Source organism: Pseudomonas coleopterorum, assembly GCF_900105555.1.
Lineage (GTDB): Bacteria > Pseudomonadota > Gammaproteobacteria > Pseudomonadales > Pseudomonadaceae > Aquipseudomonas > Aquipseudomonas coleopterorum.
In genome coordinates, this window is sequence record NZ_FNTZ01000001.1 from 1,666,135 (window position 1) to 1,686,019 (window position 19,885).

18 protein-coding genes are annotated in these 19,885 nt (G+C 62.9%); 8 read left to right on the forward strand and 10 right to left on the reverse strand.

The features are described 5' to 3' along the window. Positions 1–107: 107 nt before the first annotated feature. The 5 genes from BLV18_RS07415 to BLV18_RS07430 form a co-directional block, all read right to left on the reverse strand. Positions 108–1,358: a D-mannose isomerase gene (locus tag BLV18_RS07415; protein WP_090357384.1), complete on the reverse strand. Its 1,251-nt coding sequence runs from the start codon at positions 1,356–1,358 to the stop codon at positions 108–110. A 106-nt stretch (positions 1,359–1,464) separates the two neighbouring features. Then, the gene (locus tag BLV18_RS22320) at positions 1,465–1,620 is read right to left on the reverse strand and encodes a hypothetical protein (protein ID WP_167375915.1); all 156 of its coding nucleotides are present in this window, start codon (positions 1,618–1,620) and stop codon (positions 1,465–1,467) included. A gap of 36 nt (positions 1,621–1,656) precedes the next feature. After that, positions 1,657–2,880 (reverse strand): MFS transporter, encoded by a 1,224-nt coding sequence (locus tag BLV18_RS07420; protein WP_090357386.1) that lies wholly within the window; start codon positions 2,878–2,880, stop codon positions 1,657–1,659. A 92-nt stretch (positions 2,881–2,972) separates the two neighbouring features. After that, on the reverse strand, positions 2,973–3,302 hold the full coding sequence (locus BLV18_RS07425) for a DUF3253 domain-containing protein (protein ID WP_208598845.1): 330 nt from the start codon (positions 3,300–3,302) through the stop codon (positions 2,973–2,975). Between the two features lie 51 nt (positions 3,303–3,353). Then, on the reverse strand, positions 3,354–4,814 hold the full coding sequence (locus BLV18_RS07430; protein ID WP_049859152.1) for a sugar porter family MFS transporter: 1,461 nt from the start codon (positions 4,812–4,814) through the stop codon (positions 3,354–3,356). A gap of 380 nt (positions 4,815–5,194) precedes the next feature. Here BLV18_RS07430 and map point away from each other — a divergent pair, with 380 nt between their 5' ends. Then, a complete protein-coding gene (map, locus tag BLV18_RS07435; RefSeq protein ID WP_208598846.1) occupies positions 5,195–5,953 on the forward strand; it encodes a type I methionyl aminopeptidase in 759 nt (252 codons plus the stop codon). 16 nt (positions 5,954–5,969) lie between these two features. On the opposite strand, the gene BLV18_RS07440 is transcribed toward map, so the two are convergent. From BLV18_RS07440 to BLV18_RS22735, 4 genes are all read right to left on the reverse strand, one after another. Continuing rightward, on the reverse strand, positions 5,970–6,347 hold the full coding sequence (locus BLV18_RS07440) for a response regulator (protein ID WP_090357388.1): 378 nt from the start codon (positions 6,345–6,347) through the stop codon (positions 5,970–5,972). Positions 6,348–6,368: 21 nt separating this feature from the next. Beyond that, the gene (locus BLV18_RS07445; RefSeq protein WP_167375979.1) at positions 6,369–7,814 is read right to left on the reverse strand and encodes an ATPase domain-containing protein; all 1,446 of its coding nucleotides are present in this window, start codon (positions 7,812–7,814) and stop codon (positions 6,369–6,371) included. Between the two features lie 277 nt (positions 7,815–8,091). Next, on the reverse strand, positions 8,092–9,432 hold the full coding sequence (locus BLV18_RS07450; protein ID WP_090357393.1) for a cation:proton antiporter: 1,341 nt from the start codon (positions 9,430–9,432) through the stop codon (positions 8,092–8,094). Positions 9,433–9,571: 139 nt separating this feature from the next. Continuing rightward, positions 9,572–11,248: an RHS repeat domain-containing protein gene (locus BLV18_RS22735; RefSeq protein WP_425272620.1), complete on the reverse strand. Its 1,677-nt coding sequence runs from the start codon at positions 11,246–11,248 to the stop codon at positions 9,572–9,574. A 1,341-nt stretch (positions 11,249–12,589) separates the two neighbouring features. Between BLV18_RS22735 and BLV18_RS07460 the strand changes: the two genes are divergently transcribed. The 7 genes from BLV18_RS07460 to BLV18_RS07490 all read left to right on the forward strand — a co-directional run bounded on the left by BLV18_RS07460 (position 12,590) and on the right by BLV18_RS07490 (position 19,553). Then, positions 12,590–13,546 (forward strand): sugar ABC transporter substrate-binding protein, encoded by a 957-nt coding sequence (locus BLV18_RS07460; protein WP_090357397.1) that lies wholly within the window; start codon positions 12,590–12,592, stop codon positions 13,544–13,546. A 70-nt stretch (positions 13,547–13,616) separates the two neighbouring features. After that, positions 13,617–15,161, forward strand: coding sequence for a sugar ABC transporter ATP-binding protein (locus BLV18_RS07465; protein WP_090357399.1), 1,545 nt, complete (start codon positions 13,617–13,619; stop codon positions 15,159–15,161). Further along, entirely contained in the window at positions 15,158–16,150 is a 993-nt protein-coding gene (locus tag BLV18_RS07470; RefSeq protein ID WP_056843052.1) for an ABC transporter permease, read from the forward strand. Before BLV18_RS07465 ends, BLV18_RS07470 begins: the two co-directional genes overlap by 4 nt. A gap of 1 nt (position 16,151) precedes the next feature. Next, on the forward strand, positions 16,152–17,174 hold the full coding sequence (locus BLV18_RS07475) for a LacI family DNA-binding transcriptional regulator (protein ID WP_090357401.1): 1,023 nt from the start codon (positions 16,152–16,154) through the stop codon (positions 17,172–17,174). 12 nt (positions 17,175–17,186) lie between these two features. Then, entirely contained in the window at positions 17,187–18,104 is a 918-nt protein-coding gene (rbsK, locus tag BLV18_RS07480; protein WP_090357403.1) for a ribokinase, read from the forward strand. After that, the gene (gene rbsD, locus BLV18_RS07485; RefSeq protein ID WP_090357405.1) at positions 18,101–18,505 is read left to right on the forward strand and encodes a D-ribose pyranase; all 405 of its coding nucleotides are present in this window, start codon (positions 18,101–18,103) and stop codon (positions 18,503–18,505) included. Before rbsK ends, rbsD begins: the two co-directional genes overlap by 4 nt. Before the next feature lie 28 nt (positions 18,506–18,533). Then, the gene (locus BLV18_RS07490) at positions 18,534–19,553 is read left to right on the forward strand and encodes a nucleoside hydrolase (RefSeq protein ID WP_090357407.1); all 1,020 of its coding nucleotides are present in this window, start codon (positions 18,534–18,536) and stop codon (positions 19,551–19,553) included. Positions 19,554–19,583: 30 nt separating this feature from the next. Here the strand turns inward: BLV18_RS07490 and BLV18_RS07495 are convergent, their stop codons facing one another. Next, a complete protein-coding gene (locus BLV18_RS07495) occupies positions 19,584–19,823 on the reverse strand; it encodes a hypothetical protein (RefSeq protein WP_090362095.1) in 240 nt (79 codons plus the stop codon). Positions 19,824–19,885 lie beyond the last annotated feature (62 nt).

Here is a 19,885-nt window from a genome sequence, read left to right on the forward strand (position 1 = left end):
GAAGATCTTCCTTGTGAGGTGCGTCTCAATGAGTTTCGGAGTCCGGCCCGTCTGAAAAATTCAGTCGGATTGGCGCAACCACGCCAATCCCCTGAAGCGTGTAGCGCTCATCCCAGCCCAGATTGGCGCGCCAGCGCGGTCGCCAGGCTGGGCGCCAGTGGCAGAGCTGGCAACAGGGTCGCCTGATAGGCGTGGTAGAGGTCGGGTTTGCCCGGCCAGATGGTCTGCGCCGGTTGATTGCCCGTATCGAGTTCATGGTGCCAGCTGCCATGCTCGCGATCGATCAGGTAGAGGTCGATGTAGTCCCAGAACTCACGGTACCAGCGCTCATGGCTGGCATCGCCAGTACGCTGGTACAGCGCTGCAGCGGCAGCCACCGCTTCGGCCAGCGTCCAGTGCAGGCGCTGCGCGACCACCGGCCGTTGTTGCCAGTCCACCGTGTAGACGATTCCCGGCTGGCCATCCACCGCCCAGCCGACCCGACAGGCTGCGGCGAACAGATGCTGGGCGTCTTCGGCCAGCCAGCTGGGGTTGGCCAGACCGATGCGGTGCCGTGCGGCTTCCAGGTGCAGGAGCAGCCGCGCCCACTCGAAGGCATGCCCTGGCGTCTGTCCGTAGGGACGGAACTCGTCCCCGGGGCGGTCATGGTTGTAGTCGGGTAGCGCTTGCCAGTGGGCGTCGAAATGTTCGACTGGCAGATAGTTGGTGGCTGCCGCGTGCTGGTGAATCAGCCGCTCGCTGATCGCCAGTGCGCGATCCAGCCACTTGGCGTCGTTGCAGACGTCGGCCAGGGCCAGGCAGGCCTCCACCCCGTGCATGTTGCTGTTGCCACCCCGGTAGTCTTCCTGGTCGCTCCAGTCCTGAGCGAAGGATTCCACGAATGCCTGCTCGGCCTCGCACCAGAAGCGCCGCTCCAGAACGTCGACCGCGTCGGCCAGCAACGCCGCAGCGCCTGGTCGTCCGGCCGCTACGGCCGAGCTCGCCGCCAGCGCCACGAATGCATGCAGATAGGCTTGCTTGCGCGACGTGGAGGCCGGCCTGGCGCTGGCATGCCAGCCACCGTGCCGTGCATCGCGCAATGGACCCTGCAACGCGCGGATGCCATGGTCGACCATGGCCGCACTGCCAGGGATGCCCTGCAGGCAGGCCAGGGCAAAGCTATGGGTCATGCGGGCGGTCTGTATGGTCAATGCACCGCTGGCCAGCACCGGTCGGCCCCGGTTGTCGAGGTCCGCAAAGCCGTCTTCGATGCGCGCCGCCTTGGCGAACTCCAGCAATCGCTGGCCTTGCCGGGCCAGCCAGTGCCGGTGGGCGGGAAGGGTCAACCAACTGTTCGCGGCAGGAGTGAGGGTCTCCATCGGTACGAATGCCTCGCTAGGGGATGCAGGAAGCATCCAGCATAGCGGGGCGCAATGGCGCTTGGGTGGCGCCGACCCTCAGAGTCGGGCTTGTGGCCGATTCGGCCTATTGATAGGACTCGTCATCCTCGTCATCTTCTTCCTGAAGCGGCACCGTGGCATCTTCAGTGGTCACCGAGCCTGGGTCCTCGCTGCCTGGATCGTTGATGAAGGGCACACCATTGGGGCCTTTTTCTTCTTTGCCTTCGGTTTCAGGTGTCATGGTCATTCTCCTGTTGGCGACCTGCAGACGGTCGACTCAGGCATTGGACGCTCGGGCGCGCACGATGTTCATGCTGAGCATTGCCAGCACCGCTATCAGTGCCACTACGGCGCTGAAGAACTCGGCAGAATGATGCAGTCCGAACACGGGAATGCTCACGCCCACCGCGATCACCGGCACCGACATGGACAGGTAATAGACGATGAACAGCGCCGAGGTGACCCCGGCCTTCTGGCCGACGGGCGCGGCATTGGCCACCGCGCCCATGCCGGCCCGAAAGGTCAGGCCTTGGCCGATTCCGCTCAGGGCGCCGCCGAGCACCAGCAGCCAGAGCTGGGCGCTGGCGATACTCAGGCCCAGACAGGCGACACCGAGGATCAGCACCGTGCAGCCAACGGTCATCTGCGCGGCTTCGCGAATCCGCCTGACCCAGGCCTGGCCGACGATGGAGCCAGCGAACAGCACCAGAATCACTGCACCGATCACCAGGCCTCCCGCGTGCCCCATGACCTGACGCATGATCGCCGGTACCAGCGAGGTGAACAATCCGGTCACGCTGAACCCGGCAAGGCCGGCGATGGCGGCGGGTACGAACGGGCCGCGCACTGCTGCCGGCAGGCTCGGGCGCTGGAATCCCAGGCGTGGTTTGGCGGGTCGTTGCACCGTCTCGCCGACGGCCAGGATGGCTGCCGTAGCCGCCAGCAGCAGGACCAGGTGCACGACGAAGGCCAGGTGCACCGGCCAAGGCAGAAACTGTGACGTGAAACCGGCCAGCAGCGGGCCCAGCCCCAGGCCAAGCATGTTGGCCGCCGTGGCGACCAATGTTGCGCTGTTCCGCCAGCGCTTGGGCGCCGCTTCGATCACTGCCACCGTACCGGTACCGGTCATGATCCCGGCCGAAAAGCCCGAGATCAGCCGAGCGATCAGCAATCCGCCAATGGAGTCGGTGCACAGGAAAATCACCGCGCTGATCGCGCCCATGGCCAAGCCTGCCAGCAGCATCGGTCGCCGACCCAATTGATCGGACCAGCTGCCGACGGCCAGCAATGCACTGATCACCCCGGCCGCATAGATGGCGAAAATCAACGTGACCCAGGTCGCACCGAAGCCCAGATGCTGTTGATACAGTGCGTACAGCGGCGTCGGCAGGGTGGTGCCGACCATGGTGATCAGAAAGGCCACGGCGATCAGCCAGAAGCTCGTTTGGTGGGACGGTTGATCAGGTGCGCCGGTGGCAGCGTGGGGAGGAGTACGGGTCATGGATTTCGGCCAGATCGGGGAAGGCGGTCGGGAAACCTAGCAAACTGTGGCCGTCAGGTATACGTCTGCAAACGCACGTCCGCGGATTGACCTCAAGGGTGCTTGAAGTGCGCACCCCGGCGCAGTCTGATTGGCCCCTCCGGTTCCTTGTCGGGATTCAGCCGGTCATCGCCCTGGGTCAGGTCGATGATCTCGGCGGCCGCCAGGGCCCGAGCCACCCGGCGAACCTCCGGCATCAGCGCGCGCCACGCGGGCTCGTCCTGCTCCAGCGAGCGCGCCACTTCCGAAGGGCAGATGGACGTGCCCACGGCGCGTTGTTCGAGCAGGTGCAGAACGCGGCTGGCAATGACGTCGTCAGGGTGGGTCATGGGGGCGTTCTTCCTTGCAGGCGACAGGCTGAAGATGAAAACAACTTCAGCCATGTTACCTGCAACACTCCCGACTGGACATATCGAGCCGCGATCGGTATCGCCTCAGGCGCTGGCGGGTTCGTCCGGGGTGAATTCCTTCTCCATGTGCCGTTCGATCTGCTCCAGCGACTTGCCGCGCGTTTCCGGGACGCACATCGCGACGAAGATCAGCGACATGACGTTGATCGCGGCGAACAGCATGAAGGTATAGGGGCCGAAGCCAGCCAGGGCGATGGGGAACAGGAACGCCACCGACGCGTTGCACAGCCATTGGAAGCACACCGCCGTACCGGTCATCATGCCGCGCAGATGGGAGGGAAACAGCTCGGACATCAGCAGCCAGTAGACCGGGGCGATGAAAGTCTGCATGAACAGCAGGAACATCAGGATACAGGCCAGCGCCAGGTAGCTTTGCAGCAGCGAGGAGGGCAGCATGGTCAGCACGCCACACAGCAGCACCTGCGCCAGGACCACGAAGCACAGCCCGGTCATCAACATCGGCCGACGGCCATGGCGACCGACCAGCCAGATGCCGATCAAGGTAGCGATCACCGAAGCGACACCGTTGCCGATGGTCGCGGTAAGCGCCGCGTTGGTGCCCAGTCCCGTGGACTTGAGAATCACCGGGGTGAAGTACATGAACGCGTTGACGCCTGTGAGCTGGGCCACGAAGCCCAGGCCCATGCCCACCAGCAGCAACCGACGCAGCCAGGGTTCGGCCCAGATCGAGGACCAGCTCACGTCAGCACGTTCCTCGTCGTTCTGAGCCTGGATCTCCTTCATTTCCTTGTCGACCTGCTTCTTGCTCGAGCGGATCTTTTCCAGCACCTCGCGGGCTTCTTCCATACGTCCCTTGCTGGCGAGCCAGCGTGGCGAAGTCGGAACGAAGTGCATGCCGATCCACAGCAAGGCCGCCGGGATCACCGCGATGGCGAGCATCCAGCGCCACACGTCAGGGGTGTGGGCAAAATGCGCCAGCAAGGCATTGGAGATATAGGCCACCAGTTGCCCGGTGACGATCATCAGTTCGTTCTGGCTGACCAGTCGGGCTCGCTTGTTGGGCCCGGCTATCTCGGCAATGAACATCGGCACGATCGCCGATGCACCCCCCACCGCGAGACCGAGCACGAATCGAGTGGCGACCATGATGGCCACGGTTGGGGCGAGGGCCGAGCCCAGGGCGCCGATCATGAACAGGATGGCCAGGCCCTTGAGCGCGGTCAGGCGGCCGTATTTGTCGGCCAGATGACCGGCGAACAACGAGCCAAACGCCGCACCGAGGATCAACGAGGACGCTACCAGGCCCTCGGTGAACGGAGTGAGCCCCAGACCGCCCTGGTCCGGCCCTTGGGTCATGAAGGGCAGGGCGCCGGAAATCACCCCGGTGTCGTAGCCGAAGGCCAGAGCGCCCATGGTGGCGATGATCGCTACGCGCACCACGATCTGGCCAGGGCTAGTACGGGTGGCGTCATTTTCTTCGCCCGCTGGCGAAGTGTCAGGTGCGGTGGTGTTGGAACTGGACAAGGCTCATTCCTTTCATTGCTCGCAGGCAATAGGTCGTGATGCGTCACGCAGGATCGCGCACGAAAAGAGCAAGGCAAGTGTCAGCGTTCGGTGGTGCGATGCCAGGCATGGAGGGGGACGGTCCCAAGGGCCGTCGGTGCCAGCGGATATTATGATTATGTCGAACTGCTTGGAGCTTGAAGTCTTCGAACCGCGTTCGAAGTCATTGCCTGTGCGCTTTTCGCGACCATCTGCCGGTGTGGCGCTGGGCTGTGAGTCTTATGAACGAAATGGTTACAAAAAGTTTTGTGGGATTTGTAATTAAATCAGGTCGATACGCCACGACGAGGCAATGCACCGGCGCTCTGTTAGCATAGGGGTTCCAATAGCAGGAGAAATCAGTGAGCCGCAAGAATCTGAGCCGCACCCCGGAGCAAATCGCGATGGCCCGCCACGCCGGTGCCCTGGCCGCTGACGTATTGCGCATGATCGCCCCGCACGTGCAGGCAGGCGTCACCACGCAATACCTGGACGAGCTGTGCAACGCCTACATCGTGAACGAGCTGAAGGTGATCCCGGCCAACGTTGGCTACCACGGCTTCACCAAGACGGCGTGCATCTCGGTCAACCAGGTGGTCTGCCACGGGGTGCCCAGCGACAAGGTCGTGCTGGCCGACGGCGACATCGTCAATATCGATGTGGCGGTCATCAAGGATGGTTGGTTCGGCGACACCAGTCGCATGTACTACGTGGGTGAGCCAAGCCCATTGGCCAAGCGTCTGGTGGAAACCACCCATGAAGCGATGCTGGCCGGTATAGAAGTGGTCAAGCCAGGCGCCACCCTGGGCGACATCGGTCACGCAATCCAGAGCGTCGCGCACCGCGAAGGCTTCAGCGTCGTGCGCGAGTACTGCGGGCATGGTATCGGCCAGATCTATCACGACGAACCGCAGGTGCTGCACTATGGCCGCAAGGGCGAGGGGATGCGTTTAACCCAGGGCATGATCTTCACCATCGAGCCCATGATCAACGCAGGCAAGGCGGGCACCCGCCAATTGGCCGATGGCTGGACGGTGGTTACGCGTGACCAGTCGTTGTCCGCGCAATGGGAACACATGGTAGCGGTCACGGCTGATGGGTACGAGATCCTGACGCTGTAGCAAAGCAAGCAATCGCTCAAAGCGGCTTGAGGGGCTCCAGCGGCACCAGCTCGCGAACCTTCGCGACCACTTGGTTGATATCGAATGGCTTGTCGTAGACGGCAGCGAAAAGATCGGGCGTGGCACGCCCGACGCTGCCTTGCGCGCCACTCATCAACAGGATGGGCACGGTGCAAAACGATTCGTTACCGCGAATTCTTTGCGCCAGCTCAAGGCCGTTCATGCCTGGCATCATGAAGTCGGTAATGACCAGCGCGGGACGCTCGCGATCAAGGATCTCCAATGCACGCTTGCCATTGCCAGCCGTCACGGCCATGTAGCCTTCGTCTTCAAGAGCGTAACCAAGGATGTCGGCGATGAGATACTCATCGTCGACGATCAGGATAGTGGCCATGTCAGTTCGACCCCGGCAACATCACGGATTCGATATCGTGGAGGCGCTACCTGATAACACTGCCTCTGCATTTTTGAACGCCTTTCTCAGGTCGATTCCATGACCATGGATGACCAGCTCCAATAGCGAAGGATCATAAAAACTGTCTCTGACCTTAAGAATGGAAATCAACCGCTTTAGTTCAGACTCATGTTCGACAAATCGCGTCAGCAGGATGTTGTCGACGATGCTGGAAAGATCGGGAGCCGGCGAGGTGATCTCCGGGCCGAACAGGCCGCGGATTTCCCACGTGGCGAATACGGTCACGCCGCGGGTGCGGAGCTCGCTCATCAGGGTGCTGAAGAACTCGGTCAGGCGTACGGTACTGGTCGCCGTGCGAGCCATCCCGCCCAGGCTGTCGATCAGCACACGCTTGATGCCGTGAATCTCGACCTGATGCAGCAGGCGCGCACCCAGCCCGTCGAGCAGGCCTTCGGTGGTCGGCTGCCAGCACACGTGCAGGGCGCCGCTGGCCTGCAGGGCCTCGAAGTCGTGGCCCAGTGACCGCGCCTTCACTTGCAGGCGGCGCTCGGATTCGTACATGCCGAACAGCAGTCCGGGTTCCTCAGGGGTCGAGGCCGCCAGGAAGTTGATACCCAGGCTGGTCTTGCCGATACCCGAGGGGCCCATGACCAGGGTCACCGAGGAACGCGGCAGCCCGCCACCGATCAGGTTGTCCAGGTCAGGAATGCCGCTGGGCACTCGGCTCAGATCGGTGAGGTCGGGACAGGAAGGGCGGCTGTACAGGCTTTCCAGGCGAGGATAGACCACCAACCCGTCGTCGGTGATCTCGCACTCGTGCAGGCCGGACAGCGCGCCGCTGCCACGGGTCTTGCGCAACTGGATGCGGCGCACCGAGCGGGTGTTGAACAGTTCTTCACCCAGCTCGATGACGCCATCGACCATGGTGTGTTCGGGGCTGCCGTCGTCCAGACGCGAACTGGTCAGGAACAGCACGGTGCACCCGGCGAACGCCGCATGGCCTTGCAACTCGGAGATGAATTTTTTGGTGTCGATCTGCGAATCGGCCTTGGAGCGGGCGTTCAGCACACCGTCGACGATCAGGATGGTTGCTTTCTGCCGACTGATTTCGCGGCGCAGCAGCTTGACCACTTCATCCAGCCCTTCGTTTTCCAGCGTGTCGAAAGCACTGACGAACTGGATTTCGTTGCCTATCTTCGAGGCATCGAAAAAACTCAGGGTAGACAGGTATTGGAACAGTCGCTCATGGGACTCGGCGAGCAGTGTGGCAACCAGCACGCGGCCGCCCTGACGCACGTGATTGAAGCCCAACTGATTGGCCAGGATCGTCTTGCCTGAGCCGGGACGGCCTTGCACGATGTAGGACGCACCGGCCACCAGCCCACCCTTGAGCAACAAATCGAGCCCTTCAATCCCGCTAGCGAGGCGCTTTAGCTGTTCCAATATCCGATCTGCCTGTATGGGTTATGCGCGATCTGTCCTGTCTGGATGACAAGGACCGATCCTTCAAATGCTGGGGATTCTATACCTTTTTGACCGGGCCGGTGCATCCGAACCGATACCCTGTAGCAGCGGCGCGAGCCGCGTCCGGCAACACCGCGAAGCTCCAGGCACACCGCACGCACCGCCGACGCGGCTCGCGCCGCTGCTAGAGGGATCGCGGCACGGGGTTGATCCACACCGCCGACAGCACCGCGCCTTCCCTGACTCGCCGCATCCGCCGCTAAACCGGTTTTCGTCGACGCTCGTAATGTTCGAGCAGCGGCTGGGTACTGATGCCGTGCACCAGAATGCTCAATGCCACCACCGACAGCGTCAGGCTGATGCAGACCTGCTCGACCGACTCGGGCAGTTCGTGGGCGAGGGCATAGCACAGGTAATAGATCGACCCGATCCCGCGGATGCCGAACCAGCCCAGCAACGCGCGCTGATGCCCGTCGAGCAACCGTCGGCTCACCAGCAGCCACACGCTCAATGGCCGAATCACGCAGAACAGCGCGGCCGCCAGGCCCACCGCTCGCCAATCCCAATAGGCGGACAAGGTCGCCCCCAGAATGGTGATCAGCAGTACCTCCATGGACCGTTCCACCAGATTGCCGAACACCAGGATGTCGCCCATCATCACCCCTGCGGCCAGCTGCCCGTCTTCCAGATCGTTGGGGTGGGTGACGGTCCCTTCTTCGGGAGCCATGTCACGGTGCCCGCTGATCGGCTTGGCCAGGTGCTCCGAAGGCACCTCGGAGTTCGACGTACGTACTTCTGCCTGCCGCAGCCCCAGCCCTGCGGCGAACACCGCGAGAAAGCCGAAAGCGCCCACCGAAGCGGCCGCGAAGTACGACAGGGCGATCAATGCCAGCGCCAGAAAATCGTTCGGCGAGTTGGTGCTGTCGGCATGGCGCACGCGCAGGTAGATCATCAAGTGACCGATCGCCCGGCCCATCCCGTAACCGATCAGCAATCCGACCGGCACGCCCCACACCAGATTTTCCAGGGCCCACTGGCTCAGCCAGTGGCTGTCGAGGCTGCCATGATGCAGCATCAGCAAGCTCAGGATCACAAAAGGAAAGGCCGTGCCGTCGTTGAGCCCGGCCTCGCCCGACAGCCCGAAGCGCACGCGGTCGAAGTCCTGCGCGCTGTTCACCTGGACCATGGACGCCAACACCGGATCGGTCGGCGCCAGCATCGCCCCGAGCAGCATGCTCACCCCCCACGACAAGCCCAGGGCATAGTGCGCTACCAGGCAAACGCCCAGAATCGAAACGATCATCACCGGGCCCGACAGCATATAAGCTGCGCGCCAGGCACTGCGGCCCAATCCCAGTCGCAGTTTGATGCCGGTGCTGAACAGCGAAAACAACACCGCCGCCTCCGCCAGGCGTTCGAGCCAGGAGGCGGTGTCCTTGAAATCGGTGGTGAACAGGCCCAGCCCTATGGGACCGATGGCCACGCCGAATGCCAGGCACACCGCCGAGGTGGTCACTGGCAGCCAGCGCAGGTAAGACGCCGTCAGCGCCAGCATCAACAGCAGGACGCCCAGCACGGCCATCCACAAGATAAAGCTCATCCGGCCTCTTCGGGCTCGCACCCCTGAAATAGCTACAAAATGTAACCGATGCAGCTTCGACTGTTGGTAGGCCTATTAGTTGAGTGGCAAAACGTCGCAGATAGCCAGCCACCGGGTTATCAAAAGACGGCGCTCGGCCTCATGGAGTGTCGGAAAAACCGTAGCTCTTTTTGACGCGATCCAAGATCCCCGCACGATTGGACCCATTCACCGTCTTCATTTGTCCCATGAGGTTTTCGCCGGTTTTGCTCACGAGCACATCCTTGTGGGTTTTGGCGATCTCTTCCAGCTCTTCAGCACCATGCACCACGCCCGCCACCGTCCACGCCGCAGACAGGATCTTGAGGCCAACCTTGGCCACGGGATGAGGTACTACCGCGGCGGCTCCATCCAGGCCCGCTTTGACCGTGGCGCCTAACGACACATTCGTGATCAGTTTGTCTTGCGCCAGTTCTTTCAAATCGCCCAGTGACGCGTCCACTTCTGCAGCTTTGGTGTCGGAAAGCGTTGCCACTTCGGCAGCCCCTTTCACGGCTTTCTGGGTGTTTTTGATGGTGGCTTTGATGCTGTGAGCAGCGCCATTGACCGCGTCCGTAGCTACCGCGCCCGACAGAGGTGCTTTATTGATCTGGGAGAGGTCGCCGGTCTGGCTGAACTCGACCACAGTAGCGACGCTTTCAGCGCCCTTGAGGACTGCATTGGCCCCCGGCAGTTGACCATGCGCCAGATGATCCGCCGTTTGCGCGCGGCCCTTTGCATTGTTCAGAATCTGTTGCCCTGGACTGAATTCGTTCTTCATCCGCTGGATCTTGCCGATCACCTTGTCTGCCCGCCGGTCACCCATAGAGCCGCTCGTCGAAGCGTCGCCAGGCTGTGCTGGCGCCTGGGACTGTCGGTCGTTGTGCTTATAAGCCTCGTAGCCGATCCCGGCTGCACCGATCCCGCCTTTCACGACGATCCGCAGCATACGACCGTCGTCGTCCACTGCTGACAGCGGTGAGTTGCGGACCATTGCGTACAGGTTCAGACCATCCACAGCACCCGCCGGGTCGGCGCTGAGCCAGCGTCCGGTCCATGGCTGGTAATAGCGGTAGCCATAATAGTAGAGGCCGGTGTTGTCGCGTTCCTTGCCCGAGTAGCGCAGAGTCTTGTAACTGGCCTCGGTCTGATTGCGGCAGGCCCACACAGAGGTGGTACCGAACGGGAAGAATTCCTCGCGGCTGATGACACAGCCGTCGCCATCGATTTCCAAGCCATGACTGCCCAGCAGGTCAGTGTAGCTGTAGCGCAACTGATCGTTGGCCAGACCCTCTGGGCTGCCCTGAGGCCAGTGCAGCACGCGAACATGCTCGGTCACATTGATGCAGTGCAAAGCATGGCTGTCGTGCTGCTGCAACTCCAGACCCGGTAAATAGCGAGTACTGCCATGAGCATGAGTCTTGCGCAGCCGTTGGTGATGCTGGCCGTAAAGGTAATGCTCGCTACCTGCTGCGTCTCGCGTGACACTGCCCAGTTGCATGCGACTGTTCCAGGCAGCGCGTTGAGCGCCGTCCACCGCTCGCTGCTGGCCAGCGGCATCGAAGTGGTTATCGATCAATGCGGGGTCGTCGCAAAGGTCGCTCAGGACGGTCCGGTTGCTCCGCGCGGAGGCTGTAAGCCTGATCGTGTAGCCGGTGCTGGTAGCCGGGACGGTGTGCCGAATGGTCAGCAGGTTACCGGACTGGTCGTATGTGTAGCGGCGTTGATAGAGGGTGTAGGCATGGGTGTCGACAGGCAGCGCATGGAGCGGGCTATCAGGTTGGCCGAGTGCAGCCATTTGACGCCCGCTGGCCAGTATCAGCTGCGATAGCGAGTCGTACTGGTAGTCCTGTTGTGGCTCTATTTTCTGGTTGCGCCAGAATCGCGTCTGCTCGGCATGGTCGCGTACCTGGGTCACCAATCCGACAGGATCGTACTGGTAACGCAAATCCTGCAACACCCGACGGTCGTGCAGGCGGGTGGTTTTCCTGCCGACCAGCCGCAGGGTGTCGGGTGCGTAGGTATGGTGGGTGACCAACCCGTTGGCATCATGCTCCATCAGCCTCTGGCCGTTGGCGTCGTAGCTGACATCCAGAACCACAGGCGTTTCGGTGCTGCCCATGGGGGTGACCCAGCTGGCCCGATGCTGTCCACAGCGATCGAAACCATGGCGTTGACGATGCCCCTTGGCATCCTCACTGGCCACGATCGCGCCGCAAGTATCGACAATCACCGAACTGCTCGAACATTCTGGCTCCAGGCTTCTTGCCCATGCCAAGGGGTCTTCACCAGACCAGTCGCTTTCCTCATGGCCTTGCAGCAGCTGCAAGCACTCGCTGGTGATTGAGCCGAGCAAGCTACGGCTCTGGACAACATTCTTGCCGGCGCCGTCGAAACGTGTGTGACAGTGCCCGGCAAGGTTGCGCTCTCGCTCCCATGGCTGGCCATCAGCCCATTGCCAGCGCTCGGCTGTCCGCGTGGCTCCGTCGGTTCCCAGCGCTGTGATCGACAAGAGTCGCCCAGGCAGTGGCGCAGCCTCGTAGTGCCGGCTCTGCTCGACACCATTGGCGAGCCATGTCACAGCCTCTCGCCCGCAGGCGTCGTGCAAGGTCACAGTGGTGCCGGCGTCGACACTACGGCTGCGCAGGCAGCGACCTCCCAGGCTGTAACGTTGTTGCAGATTGGGCTCGATGTCGGGTTGCTCGGACCGGGCCGCATGCAGGCGAGGGTCTATGCTACAGACACGCTGCCCACCGGCGTTGTAATCATGGCGGGTAATACGTGCCTGCGCGAAACCGGGTTGATCTCTGTGGTACACGACATCGCGCCGCGCAAGTGCACGGCCGTCGACAACGTGCAGCCTGGGGGTTGCAGTATGAAGGGCAAGGGCTTCGTGGTTAGTCATGGCAATTTTTATGGGCTCGGCCCGAGGATGAATGAATGACTGACTTTGTATCGTGATGCGGAGCTGTCTCGCACCTGCAGGGCGGTGTTGTGGCGAGCGCTACAGATGCTTGGGTGGAAGCATCTCCACGAGATTGACAAAGGACTGATGCATGGCCATAGTTTCCAGTACGCAAACGTTTGCGAATAACCGCGAACCGTTGCTCGAAAACAATCATAAGATCGGAGTAACCCCATGAAGCTGCCCTTCGCTGGACGCCTGCTCGCTGTCTCCCTGATGGCTGCCATCGGCGCCATCGCCCCGCTGCAATCCTCCTTCGCCGACACCCAGAAACCCAAGGTCGCGCTGGTCATGAAGTCCCTGGCCAACGAATTCTTCCTGACCATGGAAGACGGCGCCAAGAGCTACCAGAAAGAACACGCCGCCGATTTCGATCTGGTGTCCAACGGCATCAAGGACGAGTCCGACACCGCCAATCAGATTCGCATCGTCGAGCAGATGATCGTGGCCAAGGTCGATGCACTGGTCATCGCCCCGGCAGACTCCAAGGCCCTGGTGCCGATCATCAAGAAGGCCATGGATGCCGGCATCAAAGTCGTCAACATCGACAACCAGCTGGATGCCGGCGTACTCAAAAGCAAAGGTATCCAGGTGCCGTTCGTGGGTCCCGACAACCGCAAGGGCGCCAAGCTGGTCGGCGACTACCTGGCCAAGCAACTCACTGCAGGCGACCAGGTCGGCATCATCGAAGGCGTACCGACCACCACCAACGCGCAGATGCGCACGGCCGGCTTCAAGGACGCCATGGAAGCGGCGCAGATGAAGATCGTCTCCGTGCAGTCGGGCAACTGGGAAATCGACAAGGGCAATGCCGTCGCTTCCGCCATGCTCAATGAATACCCCGACCTCAAGGCCCTGCTGGCCGGCAATGACAGCATGGCGCTCGGTGCGGTCTCTGCGGTGCGTGCCGCAGGCAAGGCGGGCAAGGTCCAGGTGGTGGGCTACGACAACATCAATGCCATCAAGCCAATGCTCAAGGACGGTCGCGTACTGGCCACGGCCGACCAGTTCGCCGCCCGCCAGGCGGTGTTCGGCATCCAGAGTGCATTGGGCATGATCAAGGGCGACAAGCTCGACGTCGACGCCAACGGCGTGATCCAGACCCCGGTCGAGCTCGTCACCAAGCCTTGATGCAGAGCGTCTCGCGGCAGGCCTGGGCATTGCCTCGGCCTGCTGTCGGCAGGCGCGTCTGGAGAACCCTATGACATCCAATGTTGTACTGTCGGTCAGTGGCATCGGCAAGACCTATGCCCAGCCCGTGCTGTGGGACATCGACCTTGAGCTGCACCGCGGCGAAGTGCTGGCCCTGACCGGCGAGAACGGCGCGGGCAAGAGCACCCTGTCGAAGATAATCGGTGGCCTGGAAGCGCCAACCACCGGCCAGATGCAGTTCCAGGGCCAGGCCTGGCTGCCCGGCAGCCGTACCGCAGCCGAGCGTGGCGGGGTGCGCATGGTCATGCAGGAGCTCAACCTGTTGCCGACGCTGACCGTTGCGGAAAACCTGTTTCTTCACGATCTGCCCAGCCGCGGTGGCTGGATCGATCGTCGGCGCCTGCGCGAGCAGGCTCGCCAGGCCATGGCCCAGGTGGGCCTCGACGCCATCGACCCGGATACGTTGGTGAGCGACCTGGGCATCGGTCATCAGCAAATGGTCGAGATTGCCCGCAACCTGATCGGCGACTGCCGGGTGCTGGTCCTCGACGAACCCACCGCGATGCTCACCGCGCGCGAGGTCGACATGCTGTTCGCGCAGATTCTTCGGTTGCGCGAACGCGGCGTGTCGATCATCTATATTTCCCATCGCCTCGAAGAACTGGCCCAGGTCGCGCAACGCATCGCCGTGCTGCGCGACGGGCGCCTGGTGTGTGTCGAGCCGATGGCGCGCTACGACAGTGAGCAACTGGTCAACCTCATGGTGGGCCGCGAACTGGGCGAACGCATCGACCTGGGTGAGCGACGCATTGGCGCGCCCATGTTCCAGGTGCAAGGCATGAGCCGTGGCGACAGGGTCAAGGACGTGTCCTTCGAGGTGCGTGAGGGCGAGATCTTCGGCATTTCCGGATTGATCGGGGCAGGGCGCACCGAACTGCTGCGGCTGATCTTCGGCGCCGACGCCAGCGATGCCGGTACCGTTGCGATTGGCCAGCCACCCAGGCCAGTCACCATCCGCAGTCCCGCCGATGCCGTGGCCCATGGCATCGCCTTGATCACCGAAGACCGCAAGGGCGAAGGCCTGCTGCTGTCGCAATCGATCAGCGCCAATATCGCCTTGGGCAACATGCCGGCGATTTCCGCCGCGGGTGTCGTCGACAACCAGGCCGAACGGGCCTTGGCCCAGCGCCAGATCGAGGCCATGCGCATCCGCAGCTCCAGCCCGGCACAAACCGTGGCCGAGCTCTCGGGCGGCAACCAGCAGAAAGTGGTGATCGGCCGCTGGCTGGAGCGCGACTGCAACGTGCTGCTGTTCGACGAGCCGACTCGTGGCATCGACGTCGGTGCCAAGTTCGACATCTATGCCCTGCTGGGCGAACTGACCCGCCAGGGCAAGGCGCTGGTCGTGGTCTCCAGCGACCTGCGCGAGCTGATGCTGATCTGCGACCGCATCGCGGTGCTCTCGGCCGGCCGTCTGATCGACACTTTCGAGCGCGAACACTGGAGCCAGGATGAACTGCTGGCCGCCGCGTTCGCCGGTTATCAAAAACGCGATGCGCTGCTGGCCGAGCCTGCAGCAAGGATCCCTGCATGAAAACTTCAACACTGCCCAAAGCCACGCCTGGCGCCAAACCCAGCGGCACCTACCTGGGCCTGGGGACCTACCTGGGCCTGGCCGGCGCCTTGCTGGCCATGATCGTGCTGTTTTCCGTGCTCAGCAGCCACTTTCTCTCGTACAGCACCTTCAGCACCATCGCCAACCAGATCCCCGACCTGATGGTTCTGGCCGTTGGCATGACCTTCGTGTTGATCATCGGCGGCATCGACCTGTCGGTAGGCTCGGTGCTGGCACTGGCTGCTTCGGCAGTCAGCGTGGCGATCCTCGGCTGGGGCTGGAGTGTATTGCCCGCCGCGCTGTTGGGCATGGGCTGCGCGGCGCTCGCCGGCACCATAACCGGTTCGATCACCGTGGCCTGGCGCATCCCGTCGTTCATCGTCTCCCTGGGCGTGCTGGAGATGGCCCGCGGGGTGGCCTACCAGATGACCGATTCGCGTACCGCCTACATCGGTGACGCCTTCGCCTGGCTGTCCGACCCTGTGGCCTTCGGCATCGCGCCCTCGTTCCTGATCGCGCTGGGGGTGATCGTCATCGCCCACCTGACCCTGACCCGCACGGTCTTCGGCCGCTACCTGATCGGCATCGGCACCAACGAAGAAGCGGTGCGCCTGGCGGGGATCAATCCCAAGCCCTACAAGGTGCTGGTCTTCTCCCTCATGGGTCTGCTGGCGGGCGTGGCGGCGCTGTTCCAGATTTCCCGCCTCGAGGCGGCCGATCCCAACGCCGGGGCCGGTCTGGAACTGCAGGTGATCGCTGCAGTGGTCATCGGTGGGACCAGCCTGATGGGCGGGCGCGGGTCGGTCATCAGCACCTTCTTCGGCGTGCTGATCATTTCCGTGCTCGCCGCCGGTCTGGCGCAGATCGGTGCCAGCGAACCGACCAAGCGCATCATCACCGGCGCCGTGATCGTCATCGCCGTGGTCCTGGACACCTACCGCAGTCAACGCGCGCGCAAGCGGAGCTAGCATGGCGACCATCAAGGATGTGGCGGCGCGGGCGGGGATTTCCTACACCACGGTCTCTCATGTGGTGAACAACAGCCGCCCGGTCAGCGCGCACGTGCGGCGCAAGGTCGAGTCGGCGATCGCCGAACTCAACTATGTACCCAGCGCCGTGGCCCGCTCATTGAAGGCGCGCAGCACGGCGACCATCGGCTTGCTGGTGCCCAACAGCGTCAACCCGTATTTTGCCGAACTGGCGCGGGGTATCGAGGACTGCTGCGAGCGCAATGGCTACTGCGTGATCCTGTGCAACTCCGACGACGATCCGCAGAAGCAGCGCAACTACCTGCGTGTGCTGCTGGAAAAGCGCGTCGACGGCATCGTGTTCGCGTCCGTCGGTGGCGATGCCGCGCTGACCGATATGCTGGCGGCGGTGCGCACGCCCATGGTCATCGTCGACCGCGGCTTGCACGAGGTGACGGCCGATCTGGTGTGCATCGACCACGAGCAGGGCGGCTACCTGGCCACCCTGCACCTGCTGGAACTGGGCCATCGCGCCATTGCCTGCATCAGCGGGCCTGCGCATACCCATGTGGCGCAATTGCGGATGGACGGCTACCATCGCGCGCTCGCCGAGTACGGTCTACAGCCGGCGAAAGGTCATGTCCTGCACAGCGACTTCACCAGCCCGGGCGGCTACCGGGCGACGGTTCAACTGCTGGCGGGCGAGCGGCCCACGGCGATTTTCGCCGCCAACGACATGATCGGTCTGGGCGTTCTGCGCGCTGCCGCCGAACAGGGTATCCGCGTGCCCGAGCAGCTATCGGTCATCGGCTTCGACGACATCCAGCTCAGCCGCTACGTCTACCCGGCACTGACCACCGTGGGCCAGCGTATCGGCGAGCTGGGCGAGAGCGCCGCCGAGCGGCTCCTGGCCCGGATCGCTGGCGCTGCCGGCACAGCCGCCACGCAACACATCATCGCGCCACAGATCGTGGTGCGCGAGTCCACGGCGCGATACGCCGGTCTTCCCCATGAATTGCGCTGAGAGTGGCAAACGATGCAAGCGAACGTATTGATAATAGGCAGTCTGAACATGGACCTGGTGGCACAGGCCGAACGTTTGCCGCGCGCGGGAGAAACGCTGCTGGGCCAGTCCTTCGCGACGGTTCCGGGCGGCAAGGGCGCCAATCAGGCGGTCGCGGCAGCGCGCCTGGGTGGCCAGGTCGCAATGATCGGCTGTGTGGGCGCCGACGCCTATGGTCAGGCATTGCGACAGGCGCTGGTCGATGAGGGCATCGATTGCCAGGGCGTGCGGGAGGCCGAGGACGTGGCGACCGGGATCGCCATGATCGTGGTCGATGCCAGCAGCCAGAATGCGATCGTCATCGTGGCAGGTGGCAATGGCCAACTCGAATCCACCGACATCGAGCGCTTCGATAGCCTTCTGCAGGCCGCCGACGTGGTGGTATGCCAGCTGGAAATTCCCTACCCGGTCGTTGCTTTCGCCCTGCAACGCGCTCACGAAGCGGGAAAGACCGTCATTCTCAACCCCGCGCCGGTGACCGGACCCTTGCCGTCGCAGTGGCTGGGCTGGATCGACTACCTGATCCCCAACGAAACCGAAGCGCAGGCCATGACCGGGCTTGCGGTGAACTCGGCTGCCGAGGCGGAGCAGGCCGCCAGCCTTCTACGCGAGGCCGGTGCAGGCAAGATCATCGTCACCCTGGGCGAGCGCGGCGTCTTGTTTGCCGATGGCGTGCAGTCCCGGCACTCTCCTGGCCGCAAGGTGCAGGCGGTGGATACCACGGCGGCGGGCGACACCTTCGTTGGTGGCTTTGCCGCCGCCCTGGCCCGTGGCCTGGACGAGTCCCAGGCCATTACCTTCGGTCAGGCCGCTGCCGCGCTGTCGGTCACCCGCGCCGGTGCGCAGCCTTCCATTCCAACCCTGGCGCAGGTCGAGCAGGTGCTATCGTGAAAAAGACTGCATTGCTGAACATTTCCCTGTCACAGTTGGTCGCCTCTCTGGGCCATGGCGACATCGTCGTGATCGGCGATGCGGGCCTGCCGGTGCCACCGGGCGTGCCTTTGATCGACCTGGCCCTCACACCGGGCATTCCCGGCTTCGTTAGCACACTGGAGGTGCTGCTCAGCGAAATGCAGGTGGAAAGCCACGTGATCGCCGAGGAGATGCTTCAGGTACTGCCCCCGGCATCGACCCGGATCCAGCAGCTGCATGATCAAGGCGCACTGGGCGTGCGCCAGATGGTCAGCCATGCGCGGTTCAAGGAGTTGTCGAAAAGCGCCCGCGCCATCGTGCGGACCGGCGAATGCCAGCCCTACAGCAACATTGCGCTGATGGCAGGCGTTACTTTCTAAATTCATCAATGAGCACAAGGAGTGTGATATGCAACGTTTTTTCCTGACCCTGATCCGAGGATTTTCGCTGATGGCCTTGCTGACCAGCGCCACCGCCATGGCGGCCGACAAGATCGATCTGATCATCGATACCGATCCGGGTGCCGATGACTTCGTCGCCTTGCTGCTGGCCCTGTCCTCACCTGAGCAGATCAACGTTCGTGCGCTCACTACCGTGGCCGGTAACGTACGCCTGGACAAGACCTCGCGCAACGCACGACTGGCCCGTGAATGGGCTGGCCGTGAGGACGTGCCAGTGTATGCCGGCGCGCCCAAGCCGCTGGTCCGCGAGCCCATCTATGCCGCCAATGTGCACGGCGAGGAAGGCGTGCCGGGTATTGTCGTCCATGAGCCGGCCAAGGGCCTTGCCGAAGGCAGTGCGGTGCAATACCTGATCGACACCCTCAGTCATGCCGAACCCCACAGCATCACCCTGGCCATGCTGGGGCCACAGACCAACCTGGCGCTGGCGTTGATCCAGGCCCCTGGCATTACCCAGGGCATCAAGGAAGTGATCGTCATGGGCGGCGCCCACTTCAATGGCGGCAACATCACGCCGGCAGCGGAATTCAACCTGTTCGCCGACCCGCACGCCGCTCAGGTCGTGCTGGCGAGCGGGGTGAAGCTCACCTACGTGCCGCTCGACGTCACCCACAAGATCCTCACCAGTCCGGCACGTCTGCAGCAACTGGCTGCGTTGTCGAACAAGGCCGGGCCGAGGGTGGTGGATATCCTGCAGGCGTACGTCAAGGCCGATATGGAGCATTACGGGTTGCCAGGCGGCCCGGTGCACGATGCCAGCGTGATTGCCTACCTGTTGGCGCCGGAGCTGTTCAGCGGTCGTCAAGTCAATCTGACCATCGACAGCCGCGAAGGCCCCACCTTCGGTCAGACCGTGGCCGACTGGTACGGCACCCTCAAGCAACCCACGAATGTATTCTGGGTAAACGACGGCAACGCGCAGGGGTTCTTTGATCTGCTGACGCAACGGCTGCAGCGTCTGCCTTGATCTGTCGAGCCCGATGAGAGCTCGGGCTGGCTATAAGCTGGTTGGATTCTTGAGTGGATGAGCCACGCTGTTGACCGACGCTGCCGCGTGTTCGTGGGCGTAGCGCTCGAACACCTGCAGGACGAAGCTGCGCGCCGCGTCGGTGCCCAGTGCCTTGACCAGCACGTCGACCCCGATGATCGCCAGTTCTTCAGGCGTGCCGGGACTGAAAGAGCTCTGGCCCTGGGGCCACTGGATCTTGATGTCCGCCTTGATCGATACGTTTGCCATGTTGCTCTCGCCAACGGTCATAAGCGAACGACGTTCGCTCCACGTGATCCAGTAAAGCATTT

Coding starts and splice junctions, on each gene's coding strand:
- BLV18_RS07415 (WP_090357384.1), bottom strand. CDS start 1,358: ATGGAGACCCTCACTCCTGCCGCGAACAGTTGGTTGACCCTTCCCGCC.
- BLV18_RS22320 (WP_167375915.1), bottom strand. CDS start 1,620: ATGACACCTGAAACCGAAGGCAAAGAAGAAAAAGGCCCCAATGGTGTG.
- BLV18_RS07420 (WP_090357386.1), bottom strand. CDS start 2,880: ATGACCCGTACTCCTCCCCACGCTGCCACCGGCGCACCTGATCAACCG.
- BLV18_RS07425 (WP_208598845.1), bottom strand. CDS start 3,302: ATGGCTGAAGTTGTTTTCATCTTCAGCCTGTCGCCTGCAAGGAAGAAC.
- BLV18_RS07440 (WP_090357388.1), bottom strand. CDS start 6,347: ATGGCCACTATCCTGATCGTCGACGATGAGTATCTCATCGCCGACATC.
- BLV18_RS07450 (WP_090357393.1), bottom strand. CDS start 9,432: ATGAGCTTTATCTTGTGGATGGCCGTGCTGGGCGTCCTGCTGTTGATG.
- BLV18_RS22735 (WP_425272620.1), bottom strand. CDS start 11,248: ATGGCTGCACTCGGCCAACCTGATAGCCCGCTCCATGCGCTGCCTGTC.
- BLV18_RS07460 (WP_090357397.1), top strand. CDS start 12,590: ATGAAGCTGCCCTTCGCTGGACGCCTGCTCGCTGTCTCCCTGATGGCT.
- BLV18_RS07465 (WP_090357399.1), top strand. CDS start 13,617: ATGACATCCAATGTTGTACTGTCGGTCAGTGGCATCGGCAAGACCTAT.
- BLV18_RS07470 (WP_056843052.1), top strand. CDS start 15,158: ATGAAAACTTCAACACTGCCCAAAGCCACGCCTGGCGCCAAACCCAGC.
- BLV18_RS07475 (WP_090357401.1), top strand. CDS start 16,152: ATGGCGACCATCAAGGATGTGGCGGCGCGGGCGGGGATTTCCTACACC.
- rbsK (WP_090357403.1), top strand. CDS start 17,187: ATGCAAGCGAACGTATTGATAATAGGCAGTCTGAACATGGACCTGGTG.
- BLV18_RS07490 (WP_090357407.1), top strand. CDS start 18,534: ATGCAACGTTTTTTCCTGACCCTGATCCGAGGATTTTCGCTGATGGCC.
- BLV18_RS07495 (WP_090362095.1), bottom strand. CDS start 19,823: ATGGCAAACGTATCGATCAAGGCGGACATCAAGATCCAGTGGCCCCAG.